This is a genomic window from Azospirillum sp. VT-I1 (genome assembly GCF_055698305.1).
This window is the reverse complement of the sequence record NZ_CP168800.1, coordinates 2726983-2751483: the sequence shown is the minus strand read 5'-3', so window position 1 is coordinate 2751483 and position 24501 is coordinate 2726983. Positions and strand designations below refer to the sequence as shown.

Sequence of the window (24501 nt, the reverse complement as noted above, 5' to 3'; positions counted from 1 at the left end):
CGGGTGCCCCTGCGGGGGCCGCTATCCCCGCCGGGGCGGGCGGCCCGGAAGCATGGCGCGCTGCAGCTTGGCGCCGGCAAGGTCGGCGCCGTCCAGGTCGGCGCTGTCGAGGTTGGCGTCGGACAGGTTCGCCTGGACCAGACAGGTGCCGACCAGCAGGCAGCCGCGCATGTCGGCCCCCATCAGGTTGGCGGCCCAGGAGCGGCCGGTCGGGCGCCCCGACGGATCCTTGATCGCCGCCGGACCCAGCCGCACCCGCGTCAGGTCGGCGTTGGTCAGCACGGCATAGCTGAGGTTGGCGCCGGACAGGTCGGCGCCCATCAGGTTGGCGCCCTCCAGGTTGGCGCCGGACAGGTCGGTCATCATCAGCCGGGCGCCGGTCAGCGCCGCCGCCGACAGGTTCGCCCCGCGCAGGGAGGCGGCGCTGAGATTGACGTTGCGCAGGTCGGCGCGGCTGAGGTCGGCGCCGTCCAGGTCGGCACGCTGGCCGCGCTGGCCGACGCTGTCGATCCAGCGTTCATGGTCGAAGATGGCGCGCTGGATCTCCGACCCCATGCTATCGATCGGCCGGGTCAACTGCGCCGTGGCGATCCGGGTGGAGGACAGGTCGCAGTCGGCCATGCGGGTGCCGACCATGTCGGCCTTGTCGAAGCGGGTGCCGTCCAGCGACGCCCCCGACAGGTTGGCGCCGTTCAGCCGCGCGCCGGTCAGGTCGGCGCCGTTCAGCACCGCCCCCGACAGATCGGCGTTCTGCAGCACCGCACCGGTCAGGTCGGCATCGGACAGGTTGGCGCCGCACAGGACGGCGCCGGTCAGGTCGGTGGGGATCCCGCCTTCCGCCGTCGTGCCGTTCTGCAGGCGGGCCAGCGCCGCCTTGTGGAGCTGGCGGGCGCTTTCGGCCTCCTGGCCGCCGGCGGCATCCGGCCCCGTCCCACGCCGCGCGGTGCCGCCCGGTTCCAGCGTGCCGGCGCGCAGGTCCGCCCCCTTCAGGTTGGCGTTCGAGAAGTCGGCCGCGCGCAGGCGGGCGCCGCGCAGGTCGGTCTGCATCAGGTTGGCGCGGCTGATGTCGGCGTCGCGCAGATCGACGCCGAACAGGTCGGCACCGGCGAGGTTCGTGCCGTTCAGCCGCCCGCGCGCCAGCCGCGCCCCGACCAGACGGGCGCCGCGCAGGTCGCGCTGCGACAGGTCCACCCCTTCCAGGTCGGCCATGGCGAGGTTGGCGCGGGCACCGCCCGGCTGGCCCTTGATCCAGCGGGCATGCCGGTCCAGCACCTCGGCCAGTTGATCGGGCCGAAAGAAGGACACGGTGGAAGCAGTGGGGGCGGTGGCGGTGGGCACGGGCAGGTTGACGCCGTGAAATTGGTTACATCGCGACAATCATGCGATTCATTCCTTACCGAAGGCTGAATGAATCTCCTTTTGCGCTCACTCTTTCGGAGGATGCGGTTCGGAGGGTGCGCCGCTATGGCGTCCGGCCGGGCGGCGGACCGGCCGGTCCGGGTCCGCTATGAAAAACAGAAGCTTGGCCATACGGACGACCAGGCTCCTTCGGCCCGTCTGACGGGCCGTTTTGCCGCTAAGCTTCCGAGTCGCGCCGGTTACCGTTCTGTAATCGAACCGGCTGCGAACGAGTCGCGAACAGCGCCGACTCGCGATCCGGCCCCGGCCGCGCGCGGTTCGGCGGAAACCCTGGACCCGGACGGAAAACCGCCATCGGTTAAGCAATGGTTTCTTGACAGAAAAGGCCACAGACATCCTAAAAGTGTCCCACCTTTCGGACTAACGCACCGCAGCATGCCCTGACCTTGGCCGGGGCATGGCTTTGGCCGTAACCGGGATGGCGGGATCCGATGGACGGAGCCCGCGCCCCGGAGCGGAAAAACGGGATATGAAGGAAGAATGATGAAGGATGCGGACGCCCGGTCGGTCACGACCGCACGCCCGAGCGCTGGCGAGAGCCACGCCACCGAACGCCGTCATCTCGATCGCCGCTCTCTTCTGCGCGCCGGCCTGGGTCTGGCGGCGGTCGCCTCTGCCGGGGGAACCCTGTTCGCCAGCGAGGAGGCCGAGGCCGCGGCACTCCGCGCCCCGCCCCGGGTGCTGTCCCTGGTGAACCTGCACACCGGCGAGAAGATCAATGCCGAGTACTGGGCGAAGGGCCGCTACGTGCGTGACGCCGTGCGGGCGATCAACCACCTGCTGCGCGACCACCGCAACAACTCGGTCCATCCCATCGACCCGAAGCTGCTGGACCTGGTCCACAACCTGAGCCGCAAGATCGGCCGCAAGGGTCCGATCGAGATCGTCTCCGCCTACCGTTCGCCGGAATCCAACGCGTTGCTGCGCGAGGCCGACCACAGCGGCGTCGCCCAGAACAGCTATCACATGCGCGGCATGGCCATCGACCTGCGGGTGCCGAAGATGACCACCCGCCAGCTGCAGCGCGCGGCGCTGAGCCTGCGCGGCGGCGGCGTCGGCTATTACCCCGACAGCAACTTCGTCCATGTGGATGTCGGCCCGCTCCGCCACTGGTGAGCGGGCCTCCCCGGACTGCGGTCGCGGTATCAGATGTCGAGCGTGTCGCCGTCGTCACGGTAGGCGTAGCGGTAGGCGGGAGTGGTCTTGCTCCACCCGATCCAGCCCGCCTTCTTGGGATCGCCGGTGCCGATTCCGGTCCACTGTTCGATGGCGATGTAGCCGTACCCCTGCAACCTCTCCATGAGTTTCGCCACATCGTCGGCCCTGGCGTCCGGCGGGATATCGGCATAGGCCAGCTTCAGCTCGTCCAGGACGCTGTCCGCCGAGCGATAGACCGGGGCGTCCTTGGCGAACAGCGCGGTGACGTGATCCACCTCGACCGGGCACTTGTCGATCGACCGAGCCAGCAGAAGACAGATGTTTTCCGCGATGACGTCGGTCGGCAGCGAGACCGTACCGCGGATGACGTCGAAGATGATCTTCTTGCTGCTTTTCAAGTCGGGGAAGCTCTTCAGCAGGCGCATAGTCAGGATGTAGGGCGACGGCTTGTCGTCCATGCAGCATTCCAGAACCCGGCGCAGGTCTTCCTGCAGGGTCTGATCGCGATGGACCAGATCGGGAAATGTGGATTTGCGGATGGCTTTCAGCGTGCTCGATCGCGCCTTTTTGAACACGCCCCAGGTGAGAACATTGTACCGGGTGACGACGGCTTCGGCCGTGCTGAGGGACTCCAGAAGCTGCTTCCATCCGAGATCGACCAGCCGGTCGTAGCGCGCCATGGCCGCGTCCACGAAGCCCTGGTAGCTCTCCGGCGTGACGGTCGGCCAGTCACGAGGCGTCACCTCGATGCGCGCAGTGCCGCAGAGCGGGATGATGGGGTAACGGACCTCCTCGCCGGCCTCGTCGGTCTTCATCACGCGGCTGATCGGCTCGCCCATCGCGTCGATGTGCGGATTGTTGTCAGGTAGGCCGAACCAGGATTGCAGGAACCGTTGACAGTTTCGGCGGCCCAACTCGTAATCATGGCGCCGGAATTCGATGTCGAGGAAGCCGCCGAAGCCGCCCCACAGGCCGCAGGCGATGGCGGCGGGCTGGGGCTGCGTACCGATGAAGCGCGACGGGGAAATGCGCCACAAATCGGCCCCGGTATTGTCCAGGGCGCGCATCAGCACGTCGGGGCGGAAGCGGCTCTGCTCGACGAACATGCCGATCATCTTCGAGACGATCTTGGTCAGCCGGGTGTTGGCGGTTCCATCCGGGTTGAGGCCGTCGATAGTCGGCGCTTCGGGGAAGGGGCTGATCATCACGACGATGCGATTAGCCTCAGCCACATCGCTCGGCGACCGTTCGGGCGGGTTTTCCATCAGCGCGTAGCGCGCGAGATCGAAGGGATCGTTGTTGATGGCCCCGCCATCGACCGCGGCGAACCTGTAGTCCACCGGCGGCTGAAGCACCGTCCCGCCGCCAGAGGCGCCGGTGCTGCTCCACGGCCACTGCGGCCTGATCTCCTTGAACCGGCCGGGCGGTATGTTCAGCGGCCAAGCCCGCTGGTTGTAGTGGCTGAGCGGCGTGACCAGGTCAATGGCCGACAGCCCCGCCGGAAAGGCCCCGGATGCAAGCGTGTTCTTGATCAGCCGCTTGCTGTTGGCCTGCGTATAATCCTTCGGCTTCTCCCCGTCCTTGTTCTCGAACCACAGCGAACCCTCGTTCCGCGCCGCGGCACCGCCAGCGTTCGAGTCGACGGTGTAGCTGTAGGCCGCGTCCGACTGTGCCCACGGGCTGACGAAGGACGCGCTTCCCAGGCCCTTCAGGACGAAATGGGCATGGTCGAGATGGTTCATCATGCCGTAGGCCGACCCGCCCGTGCCGCCGCGCACCTCGATCTTGTAGGGGATGCCGCGGGTGTTGGTCTGGGTCAGGAGCACATGCAGATTCTCGGCGATGTATGGACGCGGCGGCAGACGATCGGGCGCGCTCGCCGCCACCTCCAGGTCGGCCAGTGCCTTGCGGCCGATGTTCATCAGCGGCTGGGCGTTGAGAAGCGAGTACACATCGCCCAACTTGGTGCCGGCAGGCAAATCCGCATTGTCCAGCAGCCCGGGGATCGTCAGCGTCCCGCTCTCCGCCTGCTTTGCCGCGGCCTTGTCGGCATCGCTCTTCATGAAGGCCGGGCCGTCCACCCAGGCTTGGTAGAGTTCCGGCAGGACGTGCCAGGGGACCTTGCCGACCGATCCCGCCTCGTCACGCGCAGCGTAGGTGGGATCGTTCGGCCGGCCGGCCTTCGAGGGCCGCGCTCCCATGCCTGCGCAGAGCGAACCGATGGAGCTGGTGATGGCGCCTGCCGACGCGCCGGTCATCGTCGCGATGACGACCTTGTGATGGGGCACCGTGCGCGTGCCGTTGGCGATGTCCCGCTGTTTCGCCGCCTCCCATTCCTCCAGCGCTTCCACCAGGAAATCGAGCACGCCGGCGGAATAGGCGCCGGCGGAGATCGCCCCGGACATCGCGAGACCGAGATAAATGGTTTTGTCTGGAGTCTGTGTTTCGGCAGCCATCAGCTTCGTTCCCCGTCATCGAGTGCGACGGACGGCACGCCTTTGCGAGCATCACGTCGGAAAGACACTCTCCTTCCGATAGTGTGATAACGCAACAGATGCTATATGGCGAGATGACTCATAATGTTTAATCCATAGAATTGCATTTCCTCCGACACGGCCGGCGCGGCCCTCCCCTGCGCTATCGTCCTGAAAACGGAAGAAGGGCGCCGAATCCTGTCGGATCGGGCGCCCTTCTCATACCTGTGACGGACGACCGGCCAAAGCGGCCGGAAGCCCCCTACCCCACCTTCAGCTTGCGGCGCAGAAGCGACAGCGGTGCCGTATCGTCCAGGCTGGGCTGGAAGGCGATGCTGATCTCCTTCAGCGCATTGTCCCAGCTGTCCGGGTTGGTGCCTTCCGGCGCCTCGACCGAGGTGAAGCCGGTGCGGACCAGGAACAGGTACTGGTCGGGGATGACATGGCCAACCGCGCGGATCTCGCCGGTGTAGCCGTAACGCTCCCGCAGCTCGCGCGCGGTGGAGAAGCCGCGGCCGTCGCGGAACTTGGCGAACTCCACCGCCACCAGGGCGAAGCGGTCGAGGTCGGCGGCAACGGCGCCCGCCAGCGTGCCGCTCTTCAGCCGCACGCCCAGCTTGGCGTTGCGGCCATCGAAGCTGTCACGCTCCGCCTGCCAGCGCTCGAAGCTGATGATGACCGGGCGGTCGTTGGGGACCGGCTCGCCGTCGGGGATGAAGCTCCAGGCGTCCTCGCCGATGCGCCCATTCTCAATCAGCGGCATAGATTCTCTCCTTGAACGGGGCATGGCCGACGCGCTTGAGCGTGTCGATGAAGCGCTCGCCCTCGCCCGAGCGGTTGGCGAGATAGACGTCGACGATGGCCTCGATGGCGTCCACCGCCTCGGTCTCGGTCACCGCCGGGCCGAGGATGTCGCCGATTTCCGTGGTCAGCGTCGGATCGCCGCCGACAGTGATCTGGTAGTACTCGGTGCCCTTCTTGTCGACGCCCAGGATGCCGATGGCGCCGACATGGTGATGGCCGCAGGCGTTGATGCAGCCGCTGATCTTGATCCCCAGTTCGCCGATGGTGCGCTGGCGGACCGGATCGGCAAAGCGGGCGGAGATCGCCTGCGCCAGCGGGATCGAGCGGGCATTGGCCAGCGCGCAGTAGTCGAGCCCCGGGCAGGCGATGATGTCGCCGATCAGCCCGGCATTGGCGCTGCCCAGCTCCGCCGCGTCCAGCCGCTTCCACAGATCGTAGAGGTCGTCCTTCTTCACATGCGCCAGGACGAGGTTCTGGACATGGGTGACGCGCAGCTCGCCGAAGCTGTAGCGCTCGGCCAGATCGGCGACGAGGTCCATCTGGTCGCAGGTGGCGTCGCCGGGGATGCCGCCGGCCGGCTTCAGCGAGATGGTGGCGATGGCATAGCCCGGCGCCTTGTGCTCCGCGACATTCACCGCCAGCCAGTTGGCGAAGGCCGGATCGGCAGCCTTGGCGCGCTCCAGCGCGTCGGAATGGTCGGGCAGCTCCTCGAAGGGCGGCGGGGCGAAATGCTTGCGCACCCCCTCGACGATTTCCGGGTCCAGACGGTACTTCGGACCGCGCAGCCGCGCGAACTCCTCTTCCACTTCCTGGGTGAATTTCTCCAGCCCCAGCTCGTGGACCAGGATCTTGATGCGCGCCTTGTAGATGTTGTCGCGGCGCCCGTACTGGTTGTAGACGCGCAGGATGGCTTCCAAGTAGGCAACGAAATCCTCCTGCGCCACCCACTCGCGCACCAGCTTGCCGACGAAGGGCGAGCGGCCGAGACCGCCGCCGACATAGAAGGAGAAGCCGGCTTCGCCCTTGTCGTTGCGGCGCGCCAGCAGGCCGACGTCGTGGATGCGCACCGCCGCGCGGTCGCTCTCCGCACCGGAGATGGCGATCTTGAACTTGCGCGGCAGATAGGTGAACTCGGGATGCATCGTCGTCCACTGCCGCAGGATCTCGGCATAGACGCGGCCGTCCACGACCTCATCCTTGGCGGCGCCGACGAAGGGGTCGGTGGTGACGTTGCGCACGCAGTTGCCGCTGGTCTGCAGCGCGTGCATGTCGACCTCGGCCAGCTCATGCAGGATCGCCGGGGTGTCCTCCAGCTTGATCCAGTTGTATTGCAGGTTCTGGCGGGTGGTGAAATGGCCGTAGCCGCGGTCGTACCGGCGCCCGATGGCCGACAGCTTGCGCAGCTGGGTGGCCGACATCACGCCATAGGGCACGGCGATGCGCAGCATGTAGGCGTGAAGCTGCAGGTAGAGGCCGTTCATCAGCCGGATCGGCTTGAACTCCTCCTCCGTCAGCTCGCCGGACAGGCGGCGCTCGACCTGTTTGCGGAACTGCTCGACGCGCTCGGCGACGAACTGCCGGTCGATCTCGTCGTAATGATAGATGCCGGCACGGGCGCCGGGCGCGATGTGGTTCATGTCGATCAACCCTCAGGGCCGCCGGAACGGCCGACGTTCATTCACTTGAACGGCCACTCAGGCGGCCTGCTTGCCCAAATCCAGGCGGACGGTCGGGCCGGCGGTGCGGATGCGCTCGCGCATCGTCGCCGGGACCGGCACGCCGTCCTCCTCCACCACCTCGAACGCGTAGATGTCGACGCCGAACTGCTCGCGCTCCGCCTTCTCCTTGGCGGCGGCCAGCACCCCGTCGGCCTCGGAGCGCTGGAACAGCGCAGCCTCGGCGAAGGACTCGACCCACACGCCGTCCTTGCCCAGGAACACGACTTCCCCGTCGCGCAGGCGGTTGGCGGTGATGGCTTTCATCGATCCTTCCTTCGATCGATCCTTGGCCGACATCTGGCTCTCCTGGCTGGTCGTTCTCGAACGCGTTTGGTGTCTTAACCCGAACCGTCGGCGGTCCGGCAGTGAATTCGGCGGATCTATGGCCGGACGGTCATGGCAGCCATTTTTCCCGCTCGATCAGCGCGCGGCTTTCGCGGGCGACATCCGACATCGACGCCCCTTCCGCCCGGCGGCGGTTGCGAAGCTCCGCGATGGTGCGCAGCCGCTCCGCCCACTCCTCCGGGAACAGGGCCTCCAGCCGCTGGCGCAGCAGGCTGGCGAGCGTCGGGCTGCGGCCGCCGGTCGAGACCGTCATCACCAGATCGCCACGCCGCACCACGGAGGGGGAGTGGAAATCACACAAGGGAATGACGTCCTCGACATTCACCAGCACGCGGCGTTGCCTCGCCAGTTCGGCCAGCGCCGTCTCGATCGAAGGCCCCAGCCCCATCACATACAGCACGCCGACCTTGTCCAGATCGGCGGCTTCCGGTAGCGCCCGCACCAGACGGTCGCCGGCGAGTGCCGCCAATTCCCCATCCGGTTCCGGTGAAAAGACCTGCGGATCGGCCCCGCCCTCCCGCAGCTGCGTCAGGCGGCGCACCGCGAGCGGGCCGTTGCCGGCCAGCGCGATCGGCACTCGCGCCGGGTCGAGCGCCAGCGGAATCATGCCCGCCTCACCGAAATGGGCGGAACGGAGCGGCCGATTGCGGCGCCTATGACCGGGATCCTGTGCATGGCGGTATTTAGCCCAGCCACCGCACGACAATCAACATATTTCACACAACACTTTGCAGCGCAGCACAAGCCTATTAAACAAGTAGAGAATGTATTTACGTTGCATGGGTTTTCCGCTGGTGTTAATGTGCAAACACAAACCGATTATCTACTTCATAAGTAGATTTAATGGGCCACCGCGAAAGGCAGCCGATGATGGACGCGGAATCACGGATCAGGGACCTGACGGAGCGCTACGGCACGCTGGAAGGCGCGCCATTGCTGGCCGCCATGCATGATGAGGTGTTCGGCGGGCGCATCGCGCTGCTGTCCTCCTTCGGTGCCGAATCCGCGGTGCTGCTGGCGCTGGCCGCCGAAGCGACCCCGGATTTCCCGGTCCTGTTTGTGAATACCGGCAAGCTGTTCGGCGAGACCCTGCGCTACCGCGACCAGCTGGTGAAGCGGCTGGGCCTACGTGATGTGCGGGAGATCGGGCCGACCGCCGACGACCTCGCCGCCGGCGACAGGGACGGCATGCTGTTCACCCGCGATTACGACGCCTGCTGCCACCTGCGCAAGACGGTGCCTCTGGACCGCGCGCTCGCCACCGCCGGGCTCGAAGCCTGGGTGACCGGGCGCAAGCGCTTCCAATCGGCGACCCGCGCCGCCCTGCCCCTGTTCGAGGCGGAGGGGGGCCGCGTGAAGGTCAACCCGCTGGCCAACTGGGACAAGGACCGGCTGGAGGAGGAGTTCATCCGGCGCGACCTGCCGCGCCACCCGCTGGAGGCCGACGGGTTCCTGTCGATCGGCTGTTACACCTGCACCGAGCGAGTGGCGCCCGGTGCCGACCCGCGTTCCGGCCGCTGGGCCGGCAGCGCCAAGACCGAATGCGGCATACACACCACCATGATTGGAATCGCCCGATGAGCGCCGATCTCGACCAGCTCGAAAACCAGAGCATCTATATTCTGCGCGAGGCCTACAACCGCATCGACAAGCTGGCGATGCTCTGGTCGATCGGCAAGGACAGCAACGCGCTGCTCTGGCTCTGCCGCAAGGCGTTCTTCGGCCGCATCCCCTTCCCCGTGGTGCAGCTCGACACCGGCATGGAGCTGCCGGAGGTCTACGAGTTCCGCGACCGCATCACCAAGGAATGGGACCTCGACCTCAAGGTGGAGCAGTGCCCGCCGGAGGAGGAGATGGACCAGACCCTCCCCCTGACCCGCGCCGCCGCGCGCAAGACGGAAGGTCTGAAGAACCTGCTGCGCGACCATGCCTATCAGGGCGTGATGGTCGGCATCCGCCGCGACGAGCAGGCGACCCGCGCCAAGGAGCGCGTGTTCTCCCCGCGCTCGCTGGAAGGCGACTGGGACGTGAAGGACCAGCCGGCGGAGTTCTGGGACCATTACAAGACCCGCTTCCCCGAAGGCGTCCATGTCCGCATTCACCCGCTGCTGGCCTGGACCGAGCTGGACATCTGGCGCTATTCGCAGCGCGAGGGGATTCCCATCGTTCCGCTGTATTTCGCCAAGGACGGCAAGCGTTACCGCTCGCTGGGCGAGAAGAACATCACCTTCCCGGTCGACAGCACCGCGTCCACCATCGACGAGATCATCGCCGAGCTTCAGGTGACCCGCATTCCGGAGCGCGCCGGCCGCGCGATGGACAACGAATCCGAAGACAGCTTCGAGCGCCTGCGCAGCGTGGGGTACATGTAAGATGCCGCATTCTCAACTCCGCATCGTCATCGTCGGCCATGTCGACCATGGCAAGTCCACGCTGATCGGCCGCCTGCTGAACGACACCGGCAGCCTGCCCGACGGCAAGGTGGAGCAGGTCCGCGAGATGAGCCGCAAGCGCGGCATGCCGTTCGAATGGGCCTTCGTGATGGACGCGCTCCAGGCCGAGCGCGACCAGGGCATCACCATCGACACCACGCAGATCCACTTCAAGACCAAGCAGCGCCCCTACGTCATCATCGACGCGCCCGGGCACACCGAGTTCCTGAAAAACATGGTGACCGGCGCCTCCCAGGCCGACGCCGCGCTGCTGGTGATCGACGCCGACGAGGGCGCGCTGGAACAGTCGCGCCGCCACGCCTTCCTGCTGCATCTGCTGGGCGTGCGTCAGGTGGCGGTGGTCGTCAACAAGATGGACAAGGTCGAGTTCTCCAGCCGCCGCTACGAGGTGGTCGCGCAGGAGATCAAGGACTATCTGGCCGAGCTGGGGCTGCAGCCCAAGGCGGTGATCCCGGTGTCCGCCCGCAACGGCGACAACATCGTCAGCCGCAGCGAGCAGTCGGACTGGTATCTCGGGCCGACGGTGATCGAGCAGCTGGACGCCTTCCGTCCGCAGCAGACCTCGCCCGACCAGCCGCTGCGCCTGCCGCTGCAGGACGTCTACAAGCCGGACGACCGCCGCATCCTGGCCGGCCGCATCGAAAGCGGGCGCCTGCGCGTCGGCGACACCCTGCACTTCTCGCCGACCGGCGCCAGCGCCAAGGTGGTCAGCATCGAGGCGTGGAACCATCCGGAGACGGTGCTGTCGGCCCAGGCCGGGCAGAGCATCGGCATCACGCTGGACAAGCGCATCTTCGCCGAGCGCGGCCACATCGCCCACCATCAGGCCGACGCCCCGACGCTGGCCCACCGGCTGAGCGTGCGGCTGTTCTGGCTGGTGTCGGACCCGCTGGTGGTTGGCAAGACCTACACGCTGAAGATCGCCACCGCCGAGCACCGGGTGACGGTGGAGCAGGTGACGGCGGTCATCGACGTGGAGGATCTGTCCAGCACCCCCGGCAAGGCGGTCCGCCGCAACGAGGTCGCGGAGGTCGTCCTGCGCTCCCGCTCGCCGATCGCGCTGGACCTGGCGTCGGAGCTGCCGCGCACCGGTCGCGGCGCGCTGATCGACGGCAACGACGTGGTCGGCGGCTGCCTGGTGGTGGAGATCGAGGATGCCGCGGCGGCCAACATCACCGAGGTGTCGCACACCGTCTCGCTGGAGGAGCGCGCCCAGGCCAACGGCCACAAGGGCGGCATCGTCTGGTTGACCGGACTGTCGGGCGCCGGAAAGTCGACGCTGGCGATGGCGCTGGAACGCGCGCTGTTCGACCGCGGCTGGCAGACCTTCGTGCTGGACGGCGACAATGTCCGCAACGGCCTGAACGCCGGGCTGGGCTTCTCGTCGGATGACCGGGCGGAGAACATCCGCCGGGTGGCCGAGACGGCGAAGCTGTTCGCCGATGCCGGCATGGTGGTGATCGCCTCGCTGATCTCGCCGCTGAAGGCCGACCGGGCACGGGCGCGGGTGATCGGCGGCGAGCGCTTCCACGAGGTGCATGTGGCCGCCAACCTCGCCACCTGCGAGGAGCGCGACCCGAAGGGCCTCTACAAGAAGGCGCGCGCCGGCGAGATCGCCGAGTTCACCGGCATCTCGGCTCCCTACGAGGCGCCGGACCAGCCCGAACTGGTGATCGACACCGACGCGCTCAGCCGCAGCGAAGCGCTTGCCCAGCTGCTCGACTATGTCGACGAGACCTTGGGCAAGAACAGCCTGAAGTCGGGGAAGGAACTGACCTACGTGATCTGAGGGTCGGGTTTGAGAGGGTAAAGGCTTCGGGCGCGGGGGAAAGACCGCGCCCGAAGTGCATTCAGGCTGCCTTCCGGTCACTGCGGTAAAGTGCCGTCGCGACCAAGGCCGCACTTGCCAGCACCAACGGCACAAACGAGAGCCGAAGGACGCTTTCCCATCCGTAGCTGGTCAGCAATCCGCCGGAGGCGAAAGAACCGAAGGCCATCGTGCCGAAGACGATGAAGTCGTTCAGCGACTGCACCCGCGTCTTCTCCTCCGGCCGGTGGCACTCCATCACCAGCGCCGATGCGCCGAGGAAGCCGAAGTTCCAGCCCACCCCCAGCAGGATCAGGCTCACCCAGAAATGGGCGACGTCCTGCCCCGCCAGCCCGACGGCGGCGGCGGCGGCGATCAGCGCCAGGCCGGCCGTCACCATGCGCGGAGCCCCGAAGCGCGTGATGAGGCGGCCGGTGAAGAAGCTGGGCGCGTACATGGCGATGACATGCCATTGCAGCCCGAGATTGGCCGATTCCTGCGGCAGGCCGCACAGCCGCATCGCCAGCGGGGCCGCCGTCATGAGGAAGTTCATCAGCAGGTAGGACACCACCCCGCAGATCACCGCCGTGACGAAGCGCGGCTGGCGCAGGATGACGGCGACCGGCCGGCCGCCGGCGACCTCCGCCGCGGTCGGCATTGGCAGACGGACGCCGAACAGGACGACCGCCGACAGGGCGGCGACGGCGGCCTGGGCCAGATAGGTGGCGGCGAACAGATGCGGCAGCCACAGGTACATCGTGTGGGTGACCAGTTGCGGCCCGACGATTCCGGCCACCACGCCGCCGGCCATGACGGCGGACATCGCCCGCGGGCGCCGCTCGGGAGAGCTGCAGTCGGCGGCGGCGAAGCGGAAGGAGAGCACGACCGCGGCATAAGCCCCGCCGAAGACCATCGCCGCGCAGAATAGCCAGAAGGAGCCCAGCAGGATCGCGAGGCAGGACAGCAGCCCGACGAGAACGCCGCATCCGGTGCCGGCGAGGAAGGCGGCGCGCCGGCCATAAAGCCGGGCGATGGTCCCGGCCGGCAGGGTGCAGACCGCCATCCCCACCACGAAGATGGAGATCGGCAACGTCGCCAGCGCGGCGCTGGGCGCCAGAGTGTTGCCGACGATGGCCCCGGTCGCATAGACGACCACCGCATTCGCCCCGGCAAGCGCCTGCGCAATGACCAGCCGCGCGACATTCCCGACCTCGTGCCGGCCAGCGGAGGTGGCGGCGAGACCGCCGTCGGCGGGCGTGGCTTCGGCTTGCGGCATGGCGGTCCTCGGGCGATGCGCCGGCCTGTCGCCGGCGGGAACGGTTGATCCAGAAGTAACGGCCACCCGTCATGAACGGAAATGGTTTGTTCCTATAATGGATGAGCGGAAGACATGGCTGATCGGCCGGCAGGGGCTTGCGGCCGTCCGCATCTTGCCTTCACCCGAAGTGAACGCCGCCTTCAGAACAAGTCATTGGTCGTGAACGCCGGCCGGGCGTAGCATCGCCTCACTTGTCGAAGCGACGGAGGCGGACATGCCCTCACACATGGACTCCCTGGATCGGCTGGGGCTGCGCTCGCCGGTGATCCAGGCGCCGATGGCGGGCGGCGGCGATACGGCGGCGCTGGTCGCCGCGGTCAACGAGGCCGGCGGGCTGGGCTTCGTCGGGGCGGCCTACCTGACCGACGCGCAGATCGCCGAGCGGGCGCGCGACATCCGCGGCCGCACCGCCCTGCCCTTCGGCATCAACCTGTTCGCGCCGACGCCGGCCCCCGCCGCCTCGCCCGTCCTTGCCGAGGCTCTGGCCCGCGTGGCGCCCTTCCACGCCGAACTCGGCCTGCCGGAACCGGAGGCGCCCGCCTATTCCGGCGACGGGTTCGATCGGCAGTTCGCGGCGCTGCTGGACAGCGGGGCGGAGTATTACAGCGTCACCTTCGGGCTGCCGCCGGCAGACAGCGTGGCGGCGGCGAAGGCGCGCGGCCTGCGGGTGCTGGGCACCGCCACGACGGTGGCGGAGGCGGTGGCGCTGGAACAGGCCGGCGTCGATGCGGTGATCGCCCAGGGCAGCGAGGCCGGCGGGCATCGCGGCAGCTTCATCGGCGATCCGGCTGCAAATCTGGTCGGCACGATGGCGCTGGTGCCGCAGGTGGCCGATGCTGTGGGCGTGCCGGTGATCGCGTCGGGCGGCATCATGGACGGGCGCGGCATCGCCGCGGCGCTGGCGCTGGGGGCCACGGCGGTGCAGATGGGCACCGTGTTCCTGACCTGCGACGAGGCCGGCATCCCGGAGGCGCACAAGGCCGCCATCCTGTCGGCACGCGAGGACCAGACCCGGCTGACCCGCGCCTTTTCCGGCCGGCCGGCGCGCGGCATCGTCAACCGCTTCATGGAGGCGGTGGAGGACCCGCAGGCGCCCGGCGCGGTGCTGCCCTTCCCGCTGCAGAATGCGCTGACCCGGCCGCTGCGCACCGCCGCCGGCAAGGCCGGCCGGGCGGAGTTCCTGTCCTTGTGGGCCGGCCAGGGAGTGCGGCTGGCGCAACGCCGGCCGGCGGGGGAACTGGTGGCGGAACTGCTGCGCGGAGCCGAGGCGGTGCGGAAGGCGCTTGCCGGATAAGGGCGGCGCCGGTCAGCCCGCCTCGGCCGTCACCCGGTTGCGCCCGCCGCGCTTGGCGGCGTAGAGCGCCTGATCGGCACGGCGGACCAATGCCATCGCCGGTTCGCCGGGGCGGAACTGGGCGACGCCGACCGACAGGGCGACGGTGCCGTAATTGGCGTTTCGCGCCTTGTTCACGATCTGCCGGGCGCCGACGAAGGTCCGCACCTGCTCGGCCAGCTTGGTGGCGTTTTCCAGGCTGGTGCGCGGCAGGATGATCGCGAACTCCTCCCCGCCATAGCGGGCGGCGGTGTCGCGGCCCTTGATGCATTCTGTCAGCATGCGGGCGACCAGCTTCAGCACATGGTCGCCGACCAGATGGCCGTGGGTGTCGTTGAACGCCTTGAAATGGTCGATGTCGACCATGAGAAGCGACAAGGGCTGCTCGTCGCGCACCGAGGCGTCCATCGCCTCCTGCAGCATCAGGTCGAAGGCCTTGCGGTTGCCGATGCCGGTCAACCCGTCGGTCAGCGCCTCGCGCCTCGCGCTGTCCAGGCTGACCCGCATCTCCGCCAGCTGCTGGCTCGATTCCTGTAGCTGGAGCTGCAGCGCGGTCTGGCGGTCGACGATCTCCTTGGTTTCCGCGGCGATGGCGGCGATCATCGCGCGCAGTTCCGGCAGGCTGAGCGGCTGGTCCAGCTCGTCGCGGAAGCCGGACAGGGCGTTGCCGTAACGCTCCGTCTCCGACCCGACATTGCCCAGCTGCTCCAGGATGCGGCCGAGCGCGTAGCGCGCCTTGTCGGAGGTCTCGCGGATCGCCTGCGCTTCCGCATCCAGCGTGAAGAAGCGCTTGTACAGCTCGTCGCACAGCGTCTGCGAGGCGGTCAGCCCGTCGCGACGGGCCAGATCGATGGCGCGGGTCAGGTCCGGATTGCGGCCGCTGAAATAGACGTACCAGAGCGTGAAGTTTTCCGGGGTGGGCGGCAGGCGGTCGGACAGCATCCGCTCCATGGCCTGTGCGGCGAGGCCGCTGGAACGCTCGAAATCCTCCGTGATCGCCACGACCGCCGTCCGTCAAAAATCATTCGGTTTCGAACGGTACGCGGCCCAAGCCCTTACGGCAAGAAGGTTTTTGGCGATGCGGCGAGTTGCTGCAACCGTTTTAGTTGCACTGTCCGATCGAGCTTTCCGCACAGATATGCTTGCCGTCGGTCCAGCGGGCGCCCGACAGGTCGGCGTTGCGCAGGTCGGTGCCGCTCAGCCTCGCTCCGGTGAAATCGGCCCGCGCCAGCGAGGCGCCTACCATCTTGGCGTTGCGCAGGTCGGCCTCGCGGAAACTGGCGCCGGTCAGGTCGGCACGGGTGAAGTCCGCCTCGATCAGCCGCGCCCTGTCGAAGACCGCGCCCGGCGCGGAGGTACTGACGAATCGCGAGCGATAGCCGTCGGCATCGGTCAGTTTCGCCTGCGCCAGCGTGGCGCGCTGAAATGTCGCGTCGCGCAGCATGGCGCCGCTGAGATCAACGCCGGTCAGAGACTGCCCATCCTGCGAGCAGCGCCGCCAGTTGACCTTCGGCTGCGGCGCCTCGGTGCAGTCGGCCAGCGCCGGCTCGGCCGAAAGGACGGTGATGACCGCGGCGGCGGCCAGAAGAAAGGCGGAACGGAGTCGACTGACGAGTGCGTTCTTCATTCCTCGATAGATGGGGGCATCGCCTGCGAACTCAACCTCGGCCCCTGTGGGATTGGACAGGATTCAGCCGCGCCACCGCCCGCCCTGCCTTCGGGGGCCATGGCCCTGCCGCATGGGCCGCCGCCTGTCCGGCCAGGGCCGCCGCGACCGCGGGCGGGAAGGGACATGTCTTGCGGGTGCCGAGATCGACGTGCAGCAGCATGAACTCCGCCGTCGCCGCCAGCCACCCCTCATCCGCGTGCCGCATCTCGTGGAACAGATGCAGACGCTTGGCGTCCGCGCCCAGGACCAGCGAGTCGAAGCGGAGCGGCGTCCCCTCCGTCACCTCGCGGGCATAGGTCAGGTGGGCGTCGACGACGAAGACCGACCGGTTCTCTGCCGCGACATAGGCCTTGCCGATCCCGAACCGGTCCAGCACGGCGTCCGTCGCATGGTCGAAGGCCAGCAGGTAATAGGCGACGTTCATGTGGCCGTTGTAGTCGATCCACTCCGGCCGGACGGTCTCGCGGTGGAGGTCGAGGGGGTGGTGGGGGTCATGAGGGGGATCCGGTGGTGGACGTGAGGATAAGATTGGAAATGGCCGGGATCCGGTCCGCCCCTAAGCCCCATAGACCCGCAGCCCTTCATGTTTGACCATGTAACTCAGCGTACCGATGACGTCCTTGGACGCTTCGTAATTGGCGCGCGTACAGGGGATGATGTCGGCAGGGATGCCGGCGCCGATCTTGGACGCATAGGCATAGCGGATCGACCGCCGCTCCTTCGGCGCGTCGTCCGGCACGATCACCAGCAGGTCGTAGTCGCTGTCCTCGTCGAAGTCGCCGCGTGCCCGGCTGCCGAACAGGTAGACGGCCTCCGGCTCCAGGGCCGGAACGATCCGGTCCAGTAGGAGCCGCAGCTTCTCGTCGTTCCGTGCGTCTATTCCGGCCATCGTCTAAGCCTTCGCCTCCAGGTAAGCGGAAACCGTTTTGCGAGCCTGCTCGATTTCGGCCAACCAGCGGGACACATCGTCTGGATCCGGTTCGTCCGGCGGGCTGTCGAAGATGTCCATGCTCGGATAGCGGAAGGCCGCGACGAAGATGGTGAAGCGCTCCAAGGGCAGCAAGGTCGCACGCAACGGGTGGTCCGGCGGTACGTCGTCCAGCAATGCGACGATATTGTGCTGCTTGGGTGGATGGCGACCGAGCGAGACCAGAAACGCCTTAACCAGTTTCTCCGCCGCCTGCTGGCAATGGTAGGCCGCCGATTTGACCGCCGAACCGACGAGGCAGGCGCGGATCGCGCGAATATCCTCGTCCACCACCGCCAGCCAGGCTGCGACCACTCTATCGGCCATAGACCTGCACCCCGAAGTGGTTGGCCTCGTAACAGAGTGTCCCCACCGAATTCTTGTAACGTTCAAAGCCGGCGCGGGAGCAGGGAATGATGTCGGCCGGAACCCGGGACTGCCGACTGGCATCGAAGGCGGTGGCCATGGACCGCCGTTCCTTCGGCGCATCGTCCGGGACGATTACCAGCAGGTCGTAGTCGCTGTCCTCATGGAAGTCGCCGCGCGCCCGGCTGCCGAACAGGTAAACGGCTTCCGGCTCCATGGCCGGGACGATCCGGTCCAGCAGGAGTTGCAGCTTCTCGTCGTTCCGTGCGTCGACCATGCCCATGGAAATCCTCCGCCGCACATTCTAACACGGAACGGGCGGCGGAGGATCAACGTCGAAGCGCGGGCATCAGACCGAGAAGTACTTGGCCCGCGGGTGGTGCAGGACGATTGCCGAGGTGCTCTGCTCCGGATGCAGCTGGTCCTCGTCGGACATCTCGATGCCGATCCGTCCGGCGTCCAGCAGCTTCAGAAGCTGTTCCTGATCCTTCAGGTTCGGGCAGGCCGGATAGCCGAAGCTGTAGCGGCTGCCGCGATAGGCCTGCTGCAGCAGCTTCTCCTTGTCGCGGCTGTCCTCGGAGCCGTAGCCCAGCTCCGCACGGATGCGGGCGTGGACATATTCCGCCATCGCCTCCGTCATCTCCACCGACAGGCCGTGCAGGTAGAGATAATCCTGGTAGCGGTTCTCGGCGAACCATTCCCGCGCCACCTCGGCGCAATGCTGGCCCATGGTGACCACCTGCAGGCCGATCACGTCACGTTCCGGATCGGTCACGTCGCGCAGGAAGTCGGCAATGCACTCGCCATCCTCCTTGGCCTGACGCGGCATGGTGAAGCGGGCGGCCTCGGTGGTGCCGTCCTCCTCGAACAGGATGACGTCGTTGCCGTCGGCCGCCGCCTTCCAATAGCCGTAGACTGCGGTCGGGCGCAGGATTTCCTCCTTCGCCGCGATCTGGAGAATGCGGTCGAGCACCGGCCGCAGCTCCTTCTTCGACCACTCCTTGAACTCCTCGAAGGACTTGCCGTCCTTCCGGTAGCCCCATTGCAGCTGGTAGAGCATGCGCTCGTTCAGGTAAGTGACCAGCGTCTTCAGCGGCACATGGTCGATCAGCTTCGGCCCCCAGAAGGGCGGGGTCGGCACCGGCACGCCTTCGGCCAGCCGGTGGCGGCGGGCCCGGACGGCGTCCTTGTCCACCGGGCCGGTGGCGGCGCTGGTCGCCTGCCCCAGCACGCGGCGGCGGTTGGTCGCCTTGCCGGCGCGCTTGGCCTGCTGGATGGCAAGCTGCTGGTCGAAGCTGCCCTCCACCACCTTGTCCATCAGGGTCAGCCCGTCGAAGGCGTCACCGGCGTAAGCCACGCGGCCGGAGCCGTAGGAGGCCACGCAGTCGCCCTCCACATAGGCGCGGGTCAGCGCGGCGCCGCCGAGCAGGACCGGAACCTCCAGCCCTTCGCGGGTCATCTCCTCCAGGTTCTCGCGCATCACCACGGTGGACTTCACCAGCAGGCCGGACATGCCGACGGCGTCGGCCTTGTGCTCCTTGGCGGCCTGGATGATGGAGGTCACCGGCTGCTTGATGCCGAGATTGACGACCTTGTAGCCGTTGTTGGTCAGGATGATGTCGACGAGGTTCTTGCCGATGTCGTGGACGTCGCCCTTTACGGTGGCGAGCACCAGCGTGCCCTTCTGCTGGCCCTCGATCTTCTCCATGTGCGGCTCCAGCCACGCCACGGCGGCCTTCATCGTCTCGGCCGACTGCAGAACGAAGGGAAGCTGCATCTTGCCGGCACCGAACAGCTCGCCCACCACCTTCATGCCGTCGAGCAGATAGGTGTTGATGATCTCCAGCGGCGGGTGGGTCTTCATCGCCTCGGCCAGATCGTCCTCAAGGCCGGTGCGGTCGCCGTCGACGATGCGCTCCTTCAAGCGCTCCTCGACCGTCTCGGCGCGGGCCTTCTTCTTGGCGTCGGCAGCCTTGCGGCCTTCGAACAGGGCGATGAAAGCCTGGAGCGGGTCATAGCCGTCCGCGCGGCGGTCGAAGATCAGATCCTCGGCGGTCTTGACCTCCTTCTCCGGGATCTGGTGCAGCGGCAGGATCTTGGAGACGTGGACGATGGCGCCCGTCATCCCCTTCTTCACCGCATGGTCGAGGAAGACCGAGTTCAGCACATGGCGCGCCGCGGCGTTCAGGCCGAAGGAGACGTTGGACAGGCCCAGGATGATCTGGCAGCCGGGCATCTCGCGGGCGATGGCCTCGATGCCCTCCAGCGTCCAGATCGCGAGCTTGCGGTCGTCCTCGTTGCCGGTGGCGATGGTGAAGGTCAACGGGTCGAACAGCAGGTCGGACGGGGCGAGGCTGTACTCGTTCACCGCAAGGTCGTAGAGCCGCTTGGCGATGGCCAGCTTGCGGTCCGGCGTCTTCGCCATGCCCTCTTCATCGATGGTCAGCGCGATGACGGCGGCGCCGAACTTCTTGGCCAGCGCCAGACGCTTGCGCGCCGGCTCCTCGCCATCCTCGAAATTGATGGAGTTGAGGATCGCCTTGCCGCCATAGAGCGCCAGCGCGTTTTCCAGCACGGCATATTCGGTGGAGTCGATCACCAGCGGCGCCGTCACCGACCCGGCGAAGCGGGAGATGACCGCATTCATTTCCGCCACCTCGTCGCGGCCGACAAAGGCGGTGCAGACGTCCAGCGAGTGGCTGCCCTCCTTGACCTGCTCGCGCGCCATCTCGACGCAGCCGTCCCAGTCCTGGCGCTCCTGCAGCTCGCGCCACTTCTTGGAGCCGTTGGCGTTGCAACGCTCGCCGATGGCGAAGAAGGCGTTCTCCTGGCGCAGCGTGACCTGGCTGTAGAGCGAGGCCACCGCCGGAACCCAATGGACGGTGCGACCCTTCGGTGCCGGGCGGTGCGAGCCGGCCGGGGCCAGCTTGCGCAGCATCTGGTTCGCCGCCGCGATGTGCGGAACGTTGGTGCCGCAGCAGCCGCCGACGAGGTTCACCCCATCCTCCGAAACGAAGCGCTCCAGCCAATGGGCGAAGTCGTTGGCCAGCAGCGGGTAGTGCGTCTTGCCGTCCACCAGTTCCGGCAGGCCGGCATTGGGCTGGACCGAGATCATGCCCGGCCAGTTCTGCGACAGCCAGCGCACATGCTCGCTCATCTCCAGCGGGCCGGTGGCGCAGTTCAGGCCCATCAGCGGCACGTCCAGCGCCTGGATGACGGTGGCAGCCGCGGCGATGTCGGTGCCGACCAGCAGCGTGCCGGTGGTCTCCACCGTCACCTGGACGAAGACGGGGGTGTCGCTGTTGGCCTCGAGCCGGGCGCGCTTGATGCCGTTGACGGCGGCCTTGATCTGCAGCGGGTCCTGGCAGGTCTCGACCAGGATGGCGTCGGCTCCGCCGGCGATCAGGCCGGCGGCCTGGACATAGAAGCTGTCCTCCGCCGGCTGATAGGCGATGTGCCCCAGGCTGGGCAGCTTGGTGCCCGGCCCGATGGAGCCGATGACGAAGCGCGGCTGCCCGTCCTTGAAGCTTTCCGCCGCCTCGCGCGCCAGTTCGACCGCGCGCTGGTTGATCTCGAAGGCTTTTTCGGAGATGCCGAACTCGCCCAGCGTCACCGGCGAGGCGCCGAAGGTGTCGGTCTCCACCATGTCGGCACCGGCCTCGAAATAGCCGCGGTGGATGTCGCGGACGATGTCCGGACGGGAGAGCGGCAGGATGTCGGTGCAGTTCTCGTGCCCCCAGTAATCCTTCTCGACGTCGAGGTCGAGCGCCTGGATGCGGCTGCCGAACCCGCCGTCGCAAAGCAGAACACGGTCACGCAGGGTATCGAGGATGTGGGGCATGGGAATGCGTCTTGTCCGTTATTTGGCGGGTTCGGGGCAGAAGCGGATTCAGGTGAGGCCGTGGCGGCTGGTGGGCCACCAGTCCTCGTCGAGAAGCTGTTCCAGTGAATAGGGGCAATCGGGCGGAAGCTGGTCGGTGGGCAACCTGTCCTGCTCCAGCCCCTCCGTCGCATAGTCGCGGCCACGCCTGTATGACTTGGCGAGGTCGATCTTGCCGCGCAGGCTGGGGCTGTCCTCCAGTCCGTCGATTGCTTGGTCGCGCTGCTCGCGAACGGTACGGCGCCAATTGCCGCGTGGGTCAGCAGCCGGAGAATATTCCAATTTCAGCAGATGTTCGATCACACGGACCAGCGCGCTTTCGACCGCGCGCAATTCCGACCGGCCCATGCTCTCGATCTCCTCCGCGACATTCTCCCAGTCGATGGGCGTGTTGATGCGCTCGCGCGACGCCTCACGCAGCAGTCGCGCCTGCTCCTCGGTCCAGGCGTAGAAGTCCGTGTCGTATCCGATCCGGCTGTCCATGGCGCAACGCCCCTCTTCCGCGGATGTGCGGCGATTCTAACACGAAACCGTGACAGCCGCGCCCTACCCCGCCACCGGTGCCGCCTTGGCCTTCACGCCCAGCATGCGGCAGATGGCGATGGTCAGGTCCGACCGGTTCAGCGTGTAGAAGTGGAAATCGTGCACCCCCTGCGCCTGCAGCTCCTGGCACTGCTCCGCCGCAACGGTCGCGGCGACGAGATGGCGGGTCTCCGGGTCGTCGTCCAGGCCCTCGAAGGTCTCGGCCAGCTTCGCCGGCATCGACGCGCCGCACTTGCCGGCGAACTCCACCGCGCGGGCGAAATTGGTGATCGGCAGGATGCCGGGCACGATCGGCACATGGATGCCGGCCGCCGCACAGCGGTCGAGGAAACGGTAATAGACGTCGTTGTCGAAGAAGAACTGGGTGATGGCGCGGGTGGCGCCGGCATCGACCTTGCGCTTCAGGTTGTCCAGGTCGAACTGGGCGCTCGGCGCCTCCGGATGGGATTCCGGATAGGCCGCGACCGAGATCTCGAAGTCGGCGATGCGCTTCATCCCCGCAACCAGATCGGCGGCATAGGCGTAGCCGCCGGGGAACGGTTCGTACTTGCCGCCCACGCCGCCCGCGGTCTCCGGCGGGTCGCCGCGCAGCGCCACCAGATGGCGGATGCCGGCATCCCAGTAGGTGCGGGCGATGGCGTCGATCTCGTCGCGGGTGGCGCCGACGCAGGTGAAATGGGCGGCGGCCGGAATGCCGGTCTCCGCCTGGATGCGGCAGACGGTGGCGTGGGTGCGCTCGCGGGTCGAGCCGCCGGCGCCGTAGGTCACCGAAACGAAGCCGGGCGACAGCGGAGCCAGCCGCCGGATCGACTGCCACAGGCTCTGCTCCATCTTCTCCGACTTGGGCGGGAAGAACTCGAAGCTGATGGAGGGCAGCGCAGAGGTGGGCGCGGTCATGACGGAACTCCGCTGAGCGAGTGGGCGGGCTTCGGGGATTGGGTTTGGATGCCGGCCGCGAGGCGGGTGGCCGGCCAGATGGAAACGGTGAGCGGATCGCCCGGCAGATGCACCACCGGACCGCAATCCAGCCCCGACTGCCGGCACCAGCCGGCGACCTCGGCATCCGAGAAGCCAAGCCGGCGGTGCGCATGCTCCTCGCGCAGGGCTTCCAGATGGTGGGGAGCGAAATCGACGATCAGCAGCAGCCCGCCGGGGCGCAGGACCCGCGCCGCCTCGGCCAGCACGCCGGCCGGCGATTCGGTGAAGTGCAGCACCTGATGGATCACCGCGGCGTCGAAGGAGCCGGAGGGGAACGGCAGCTGGTACATGTCGGCCTGCCGGACGTGGCAGTGGCGCAGCCCCGCCTCCTCCAGCCGGTTGCGGGCGACGGCCAGCATTTCGCGCGACTGGTCTACCCCGATCGCGCGATGGACGCGCCCGGCCAGCACCTCCAGCATCCGTCCGGTGCCGGTGCCGATATCCAGCAGCTCCTCCACCCCCTCCTTCGGGAACAGGCGCAGCAGAGCGGCCTCGACCTCGCCTTCCGCAACGTGAAGGGAGCGGATCTCGTGCCAGCGCGCGGCATTCTCACGGAAATAGGCGGCGGCGGTCTCCGAGCGGGAGCGCTTGATCGCGTCCAGCCGTTCCAGATCCAGCGTCAGGGTCGGATCCTCGTCGGGAATGGCATCGACCAGAACGCGCGCCAGTTCGGCCGACTGGCCCTTCTCGGCGAGGCGGTAGAAGGCGAAGGTGCCCTCGCGGAAGCGGTCGAGCAGCCCGGCGTCGCACAGAAGCTTCAGATGGCGCGAGACGCGCGGCTGGCTCTGGCCCAGGATCTGGGTCAGTTCGGTCACCGTCAGCTCGCCATGCGCGCAGAGCGCCAGCAGCCGCAACCGCGTGGTCTCGGCCGCCGCCTTCAGCGTCGCCAGCAGATCGTCCATCGCCTCACGTCCGATTCGGGCCAGGGAGGGGTGCGGCCGGACGGGACACCACGCCCCGCCAGCCCGAATACAGATATAAAGATATCTTTATGCGTCGTAAACCGCTTTTCGCGTCCCCCGGCCGCGGGCCGGTTCCCGGAGGCGTCCGGCGCCCTGCCGAACCGCGCGGTCCAAGGTCGAAAGCGGCGGCGCGCAAGCTCTCCGGCGGTGCTGCGGCAAAGCCGTCACAATCGCCGTGCCACCGGAAAAGCCTCGACTGCGCATGCTGGTCAAACCGCAAAGCCTGTGTTAGGTCAGGAAACGGTGGAAATTCTGCGATATCTCGCCCAATCTTCCCCCCGACCGCGTAGCCACCTTGCCAGGGTTG

22 protein-coding genes are annotated in these 24501 nt (G+C 67.5%); 5 read left to right on the top strand and 17 right to left on the bottom strand.

Annotated elements, in window-relative coordinates; all coding sequences use genetic code 11:
* Positions 1–21 precede the first annotated feature (21 nt).
* Positions 22–1338 carry a pentapeptide repeat-containing protein gene (locus AB8P05_RS13265; RefSeq protein WP_472758267.1) on the bottom strand — a complete coding sequence of 439 codons (1317 nt, stop codon included), beginning with the start codon at positions 1336–1338 and terminating at the stop codon, positions 22–24.
* Positions 1339–1899: 561 nt separating this feature from the next.
* Here AB8P05_RS13265 and mepK point away from each other — a divergent pair.
* On the top strand, positions 1900–2535 hold the full coding sequence (gene mepK / locus AB8P05_RS13260; RefSeq protein WP_472758266.1) for a peptidoglycan L,D-endopeptidase MepK: 636 nt from the start codon (positions 1900–1902) through the stop codon (positions 2533–2535).
* 29 nt (positions 2536–2564) lie between these two features.
* Here the strand turns inward: mepK and AB8P05_RS13255 are convergent, their stop codons facing one another.
* The 5 genes from AB8P05_RS13255 to AB8P05_RS13235 all read right to left on the bottom strand — a co-directional run bounded on the left by AB8P05_RS13255 (position 2565) and on the right by AB8P05_RS13235 (position 8525).
* Positions 2565–5033 (bottom strand): hypothetical protein, encoded by a 2469-nt coding sequence (locus AB8P05_RS13255; RefSeq protein ID WP_472758265.1) that lies wholly within the window; start codon positions 5031–5033, stop codon positions 2565–2567.
* A 280-nt stretch (positions 5034–5313) separates the two neighbouring features.
* Entirely contained in the window at positions 5314–5814 is a 501-nt protein-coding gene (locus AB8P05_RS13250; protein WP_472758264.1) for a DUF934 domain-containing protein, read from the bottom strand.
* The gene (locus AB8P05_RS13245) at positions 5801–7492 is read right to left on the bottom strand and encodes a nitrite/sulfite reductase (RefSeq protein WP_472758263.1); all 1692 of its coding nucleotides are present in this window, start codon (positions 7490–7492) and stop codon (positions 5801–5803) included. The genes AB8P05_RS13250 and AB8P05_RS13245 overlap by 14 nt, the downstream gene beginning before the upstream one ends.
* Before the next feature lie 57 nt (positions 7493–7549).
* Entirely contained in the window at positions 7550–7837 is a 288-nt protein-coding gene (locus tag AB8P05_RS13240; protein WP_472758262.1) for a DUF2849 domain-containing protein, read from the bottom strand.
* Between the two features lie 130 nt (positions 7838–7967).
* The gene (locus AB8P05_RS13235) at positions 7968–8525 is read right to left on the bottom strand and encodes a precorrin-2 dehydrogenase/sirohydrochlorin ferrochelatase family protein (RefSeq protein ID WP_472758261.1); all 558 of its coding nucleotides are present in this window, start codon (positions 8523–8525) and stop codon (positions 7968–7970) included.
* 263 nt (positions 8526–8788) lie between these two features.
* Between AB8P05_RS13235 and AB8P05_RS13230 the strand changes: the two genes are divergently transcribed.
* The 3 genes from AB8P05_RS13230 to cysC are packed head-to-tail and all read left to right on the top strand — an operon-like array spanning position 8789 to position 12160.
* Entirely contained in the window at positions 8789–9499 is a 711-nt protein-coding gene (locus tag AB8P05_RS13230) for a phosphoadenylyl-sulfate reductase (RefSeq protein WP_472759348.1), read from the top strand.
* Positions 9496–10290, top strand: a complete 795-nt coding sequence (cysD, locus tag AB8P05_RS13225; protein ID WP_472758260.1) for a sulfate adenylyltransferase subunit CysD — start codon at positions 9496–9498, stop codon at positions 10288–10290. The genes AB8P05_RS13230 and cysD overlap by 4 nt, the downstream gene beginning before the upstream one ends.
* 1 nt (position 10291) lies before the next feature.
* Entirely contained in the window at positions 10292–12160 is a 1869-nt protein-coding gene (gene cysC / locus AB8P05_RS13220; RefSeq protein WP_455171208.1) for an adenylyl-sulfate kinase, read from the top strand.
* Positions 12161–12221: 61 nt separating this feature from the next.
* Here cysC and AB8P05_RS13215 read toward each other — a convergent pair whose 3' ends face one another.
* Positions 12222–13454: an MFS transporter gene (locus tag AB8P05_RS13215; protein WP_472758259.1), complete on the bottom strand. Its 1233-nt coding sequence runs from the start codon at positions 13452–13454 to the stop codon at positions 12222–12224.
* 268 nt (positions 13455–13722) lie between these two features.
* On the opposite strand from AB8P05_RS13215, the gene AB8P05_RS13210 reads away from it, so the two are divergent.
* Positions 13723–14790 (top strand): NAD(P)H-dependent flavin oxidoreductase, encoded by a 1068-nt coding sequence (locus AB8P05_RS13210; RefSeq protein WP_472758258.1) that lies wholly within the window; start codon positions 13723–13725, stop codon positions 14788–14790.
* Between the two features lie 12 nt (positions 14791–14802).
* Here AB8P05_RS13210 and AB8P05_RS13205 read toward each other — a convergent pair whose 3' ends face one another.
* The 10 genes from AB8P05_RS13205 to AB8P05_RS13160 all read right to left on the bottom strand — a co-directional run bounded on the left by AB8P05_RS13205 (position 14803) and on the right by AB8P05_RS13160 (position 24134).
* Positions 14803–15831, bottom strand: a complete 1029-nt coding sequence (locus tag AB8P05_RS13205) for a GGDEF domain-containing protein (RefSeq protein WP_455171205.1) — start codon at positions 15829–15831, stop codon at positions 14803–14805.
* A 100-nt stretch (positions 15832–15931) separates the two neighbouring features.
* Positions 15932–16456, bottom strand: a complete 525-nt coding sequence (locus AB8P05_RS13200) for a pentapeptide repeat-containing protein (RefSeq protein ID WP_455171204.1) — start codon at positions 16454–16456, stop codon at positions 15932–15934.
* A gap of 31 nt (positions 16457–16487) precedes the next feature.
* Positions 16488–17027 carry a thioesterase family protein gene (locus tag AB8P05_RS13195; RefSeq protein WP_472759347.1) on the bottom strand — a complete coding sequence of 180 codons (540 nt, stop codon included), beginning with the start codon at positions 17025–17027 and terminating at the stop codon, positions 16488–16490.
* A 27-nt stretch (positions 17028–17054) separates the two neighbouring features.
* On the bottom strand, positions 17055–17387 hold the full coding sequence (locus AB8P05_RS13190; RefSeq protein ID WP_472758257.1) for a nucleotidyltransferase domain-containing protein: 333 nt from the start codon (positions 17385–17387) through the stop codon (positions 17055–17057).
* A 3-nt stretch (positions 17388–17390) separates the two neighbouring features.
* The gene (locus AB8P05_RS13185) at positions 17391–17792 is read right to left on the bottom strand and encodes a HEPN domain-containing protein (protein WP_472758256.1); all 402 of its coding nucleotides are present in this window, start codon (positions 17790–17792) and stop codon (positions 17391–17393) included.
* Complete coding sequence (locus AB8P05_RS13180; protein ID WP_472758255.1) at positions 17782–18114, bottom strand: nucleotidyltransferase domain-containing protein; 333 nt, start codon at positions 18112–18114, stop codon at positions 17782–17784. The genes AB8P05_RS13185 and AB8P05_RS13180 overlap by 11 nt, the downstream gene beginning before the upstream one ends.
* Positions 18115–18180: 66 nt before the next feature.
* Positions 18181–21672 (bottom strand): methionine synthase, encoded by a 3492-nt coding sequence (metH, locus tag AB8P05_RS13175; RefSeq protein WP_472758254.1) that lies wholly within the window; start codon positions 21670–21672, stop codon positions 18181–18183.
* A gap of 48 nt (positions 21673–21720) precedes the next feature.
* Complete coding sequence (locus tag AB8P05_RS13170) at positions 21721–22194, bottom strand: DUF29 domain-containing protein (RefSeq protein WP_472758253.1); 474 nt, start codon at positions 22192–22194, stop codon at positions 21721–21723.
* A gap of 63 nt (positions 22195–22257) precedes the next feature.
* On the bottom strand, positions 22258–23151 hold the full coding sequence (metF, locus tag AB8P05_RS13165) for a methylenetetrahydrofolate reductase [NAD(P)H] (protein ID WP_472758252.1): 894 nt from the start codon (positions 23149–23151) through the stop codon (positions 22258–22260).
* Positions 23148–24134 (bottom strand): ArsR/SmtB family transcription factor, encoded by a 987-nt coding sequence (locus tag AB8P05_RS13160; protein ID WP_472758251.1) that lies wholly within the window; start codon positions 24132–24134, stop codon positions 23148–23150. Before AB8P05_RS13160 ends, metF begins: the two co-directional genes overlap by 4 nt.
* Between the last annotated feature and the right edge of the window lie 367 nt (positions 24135–24501).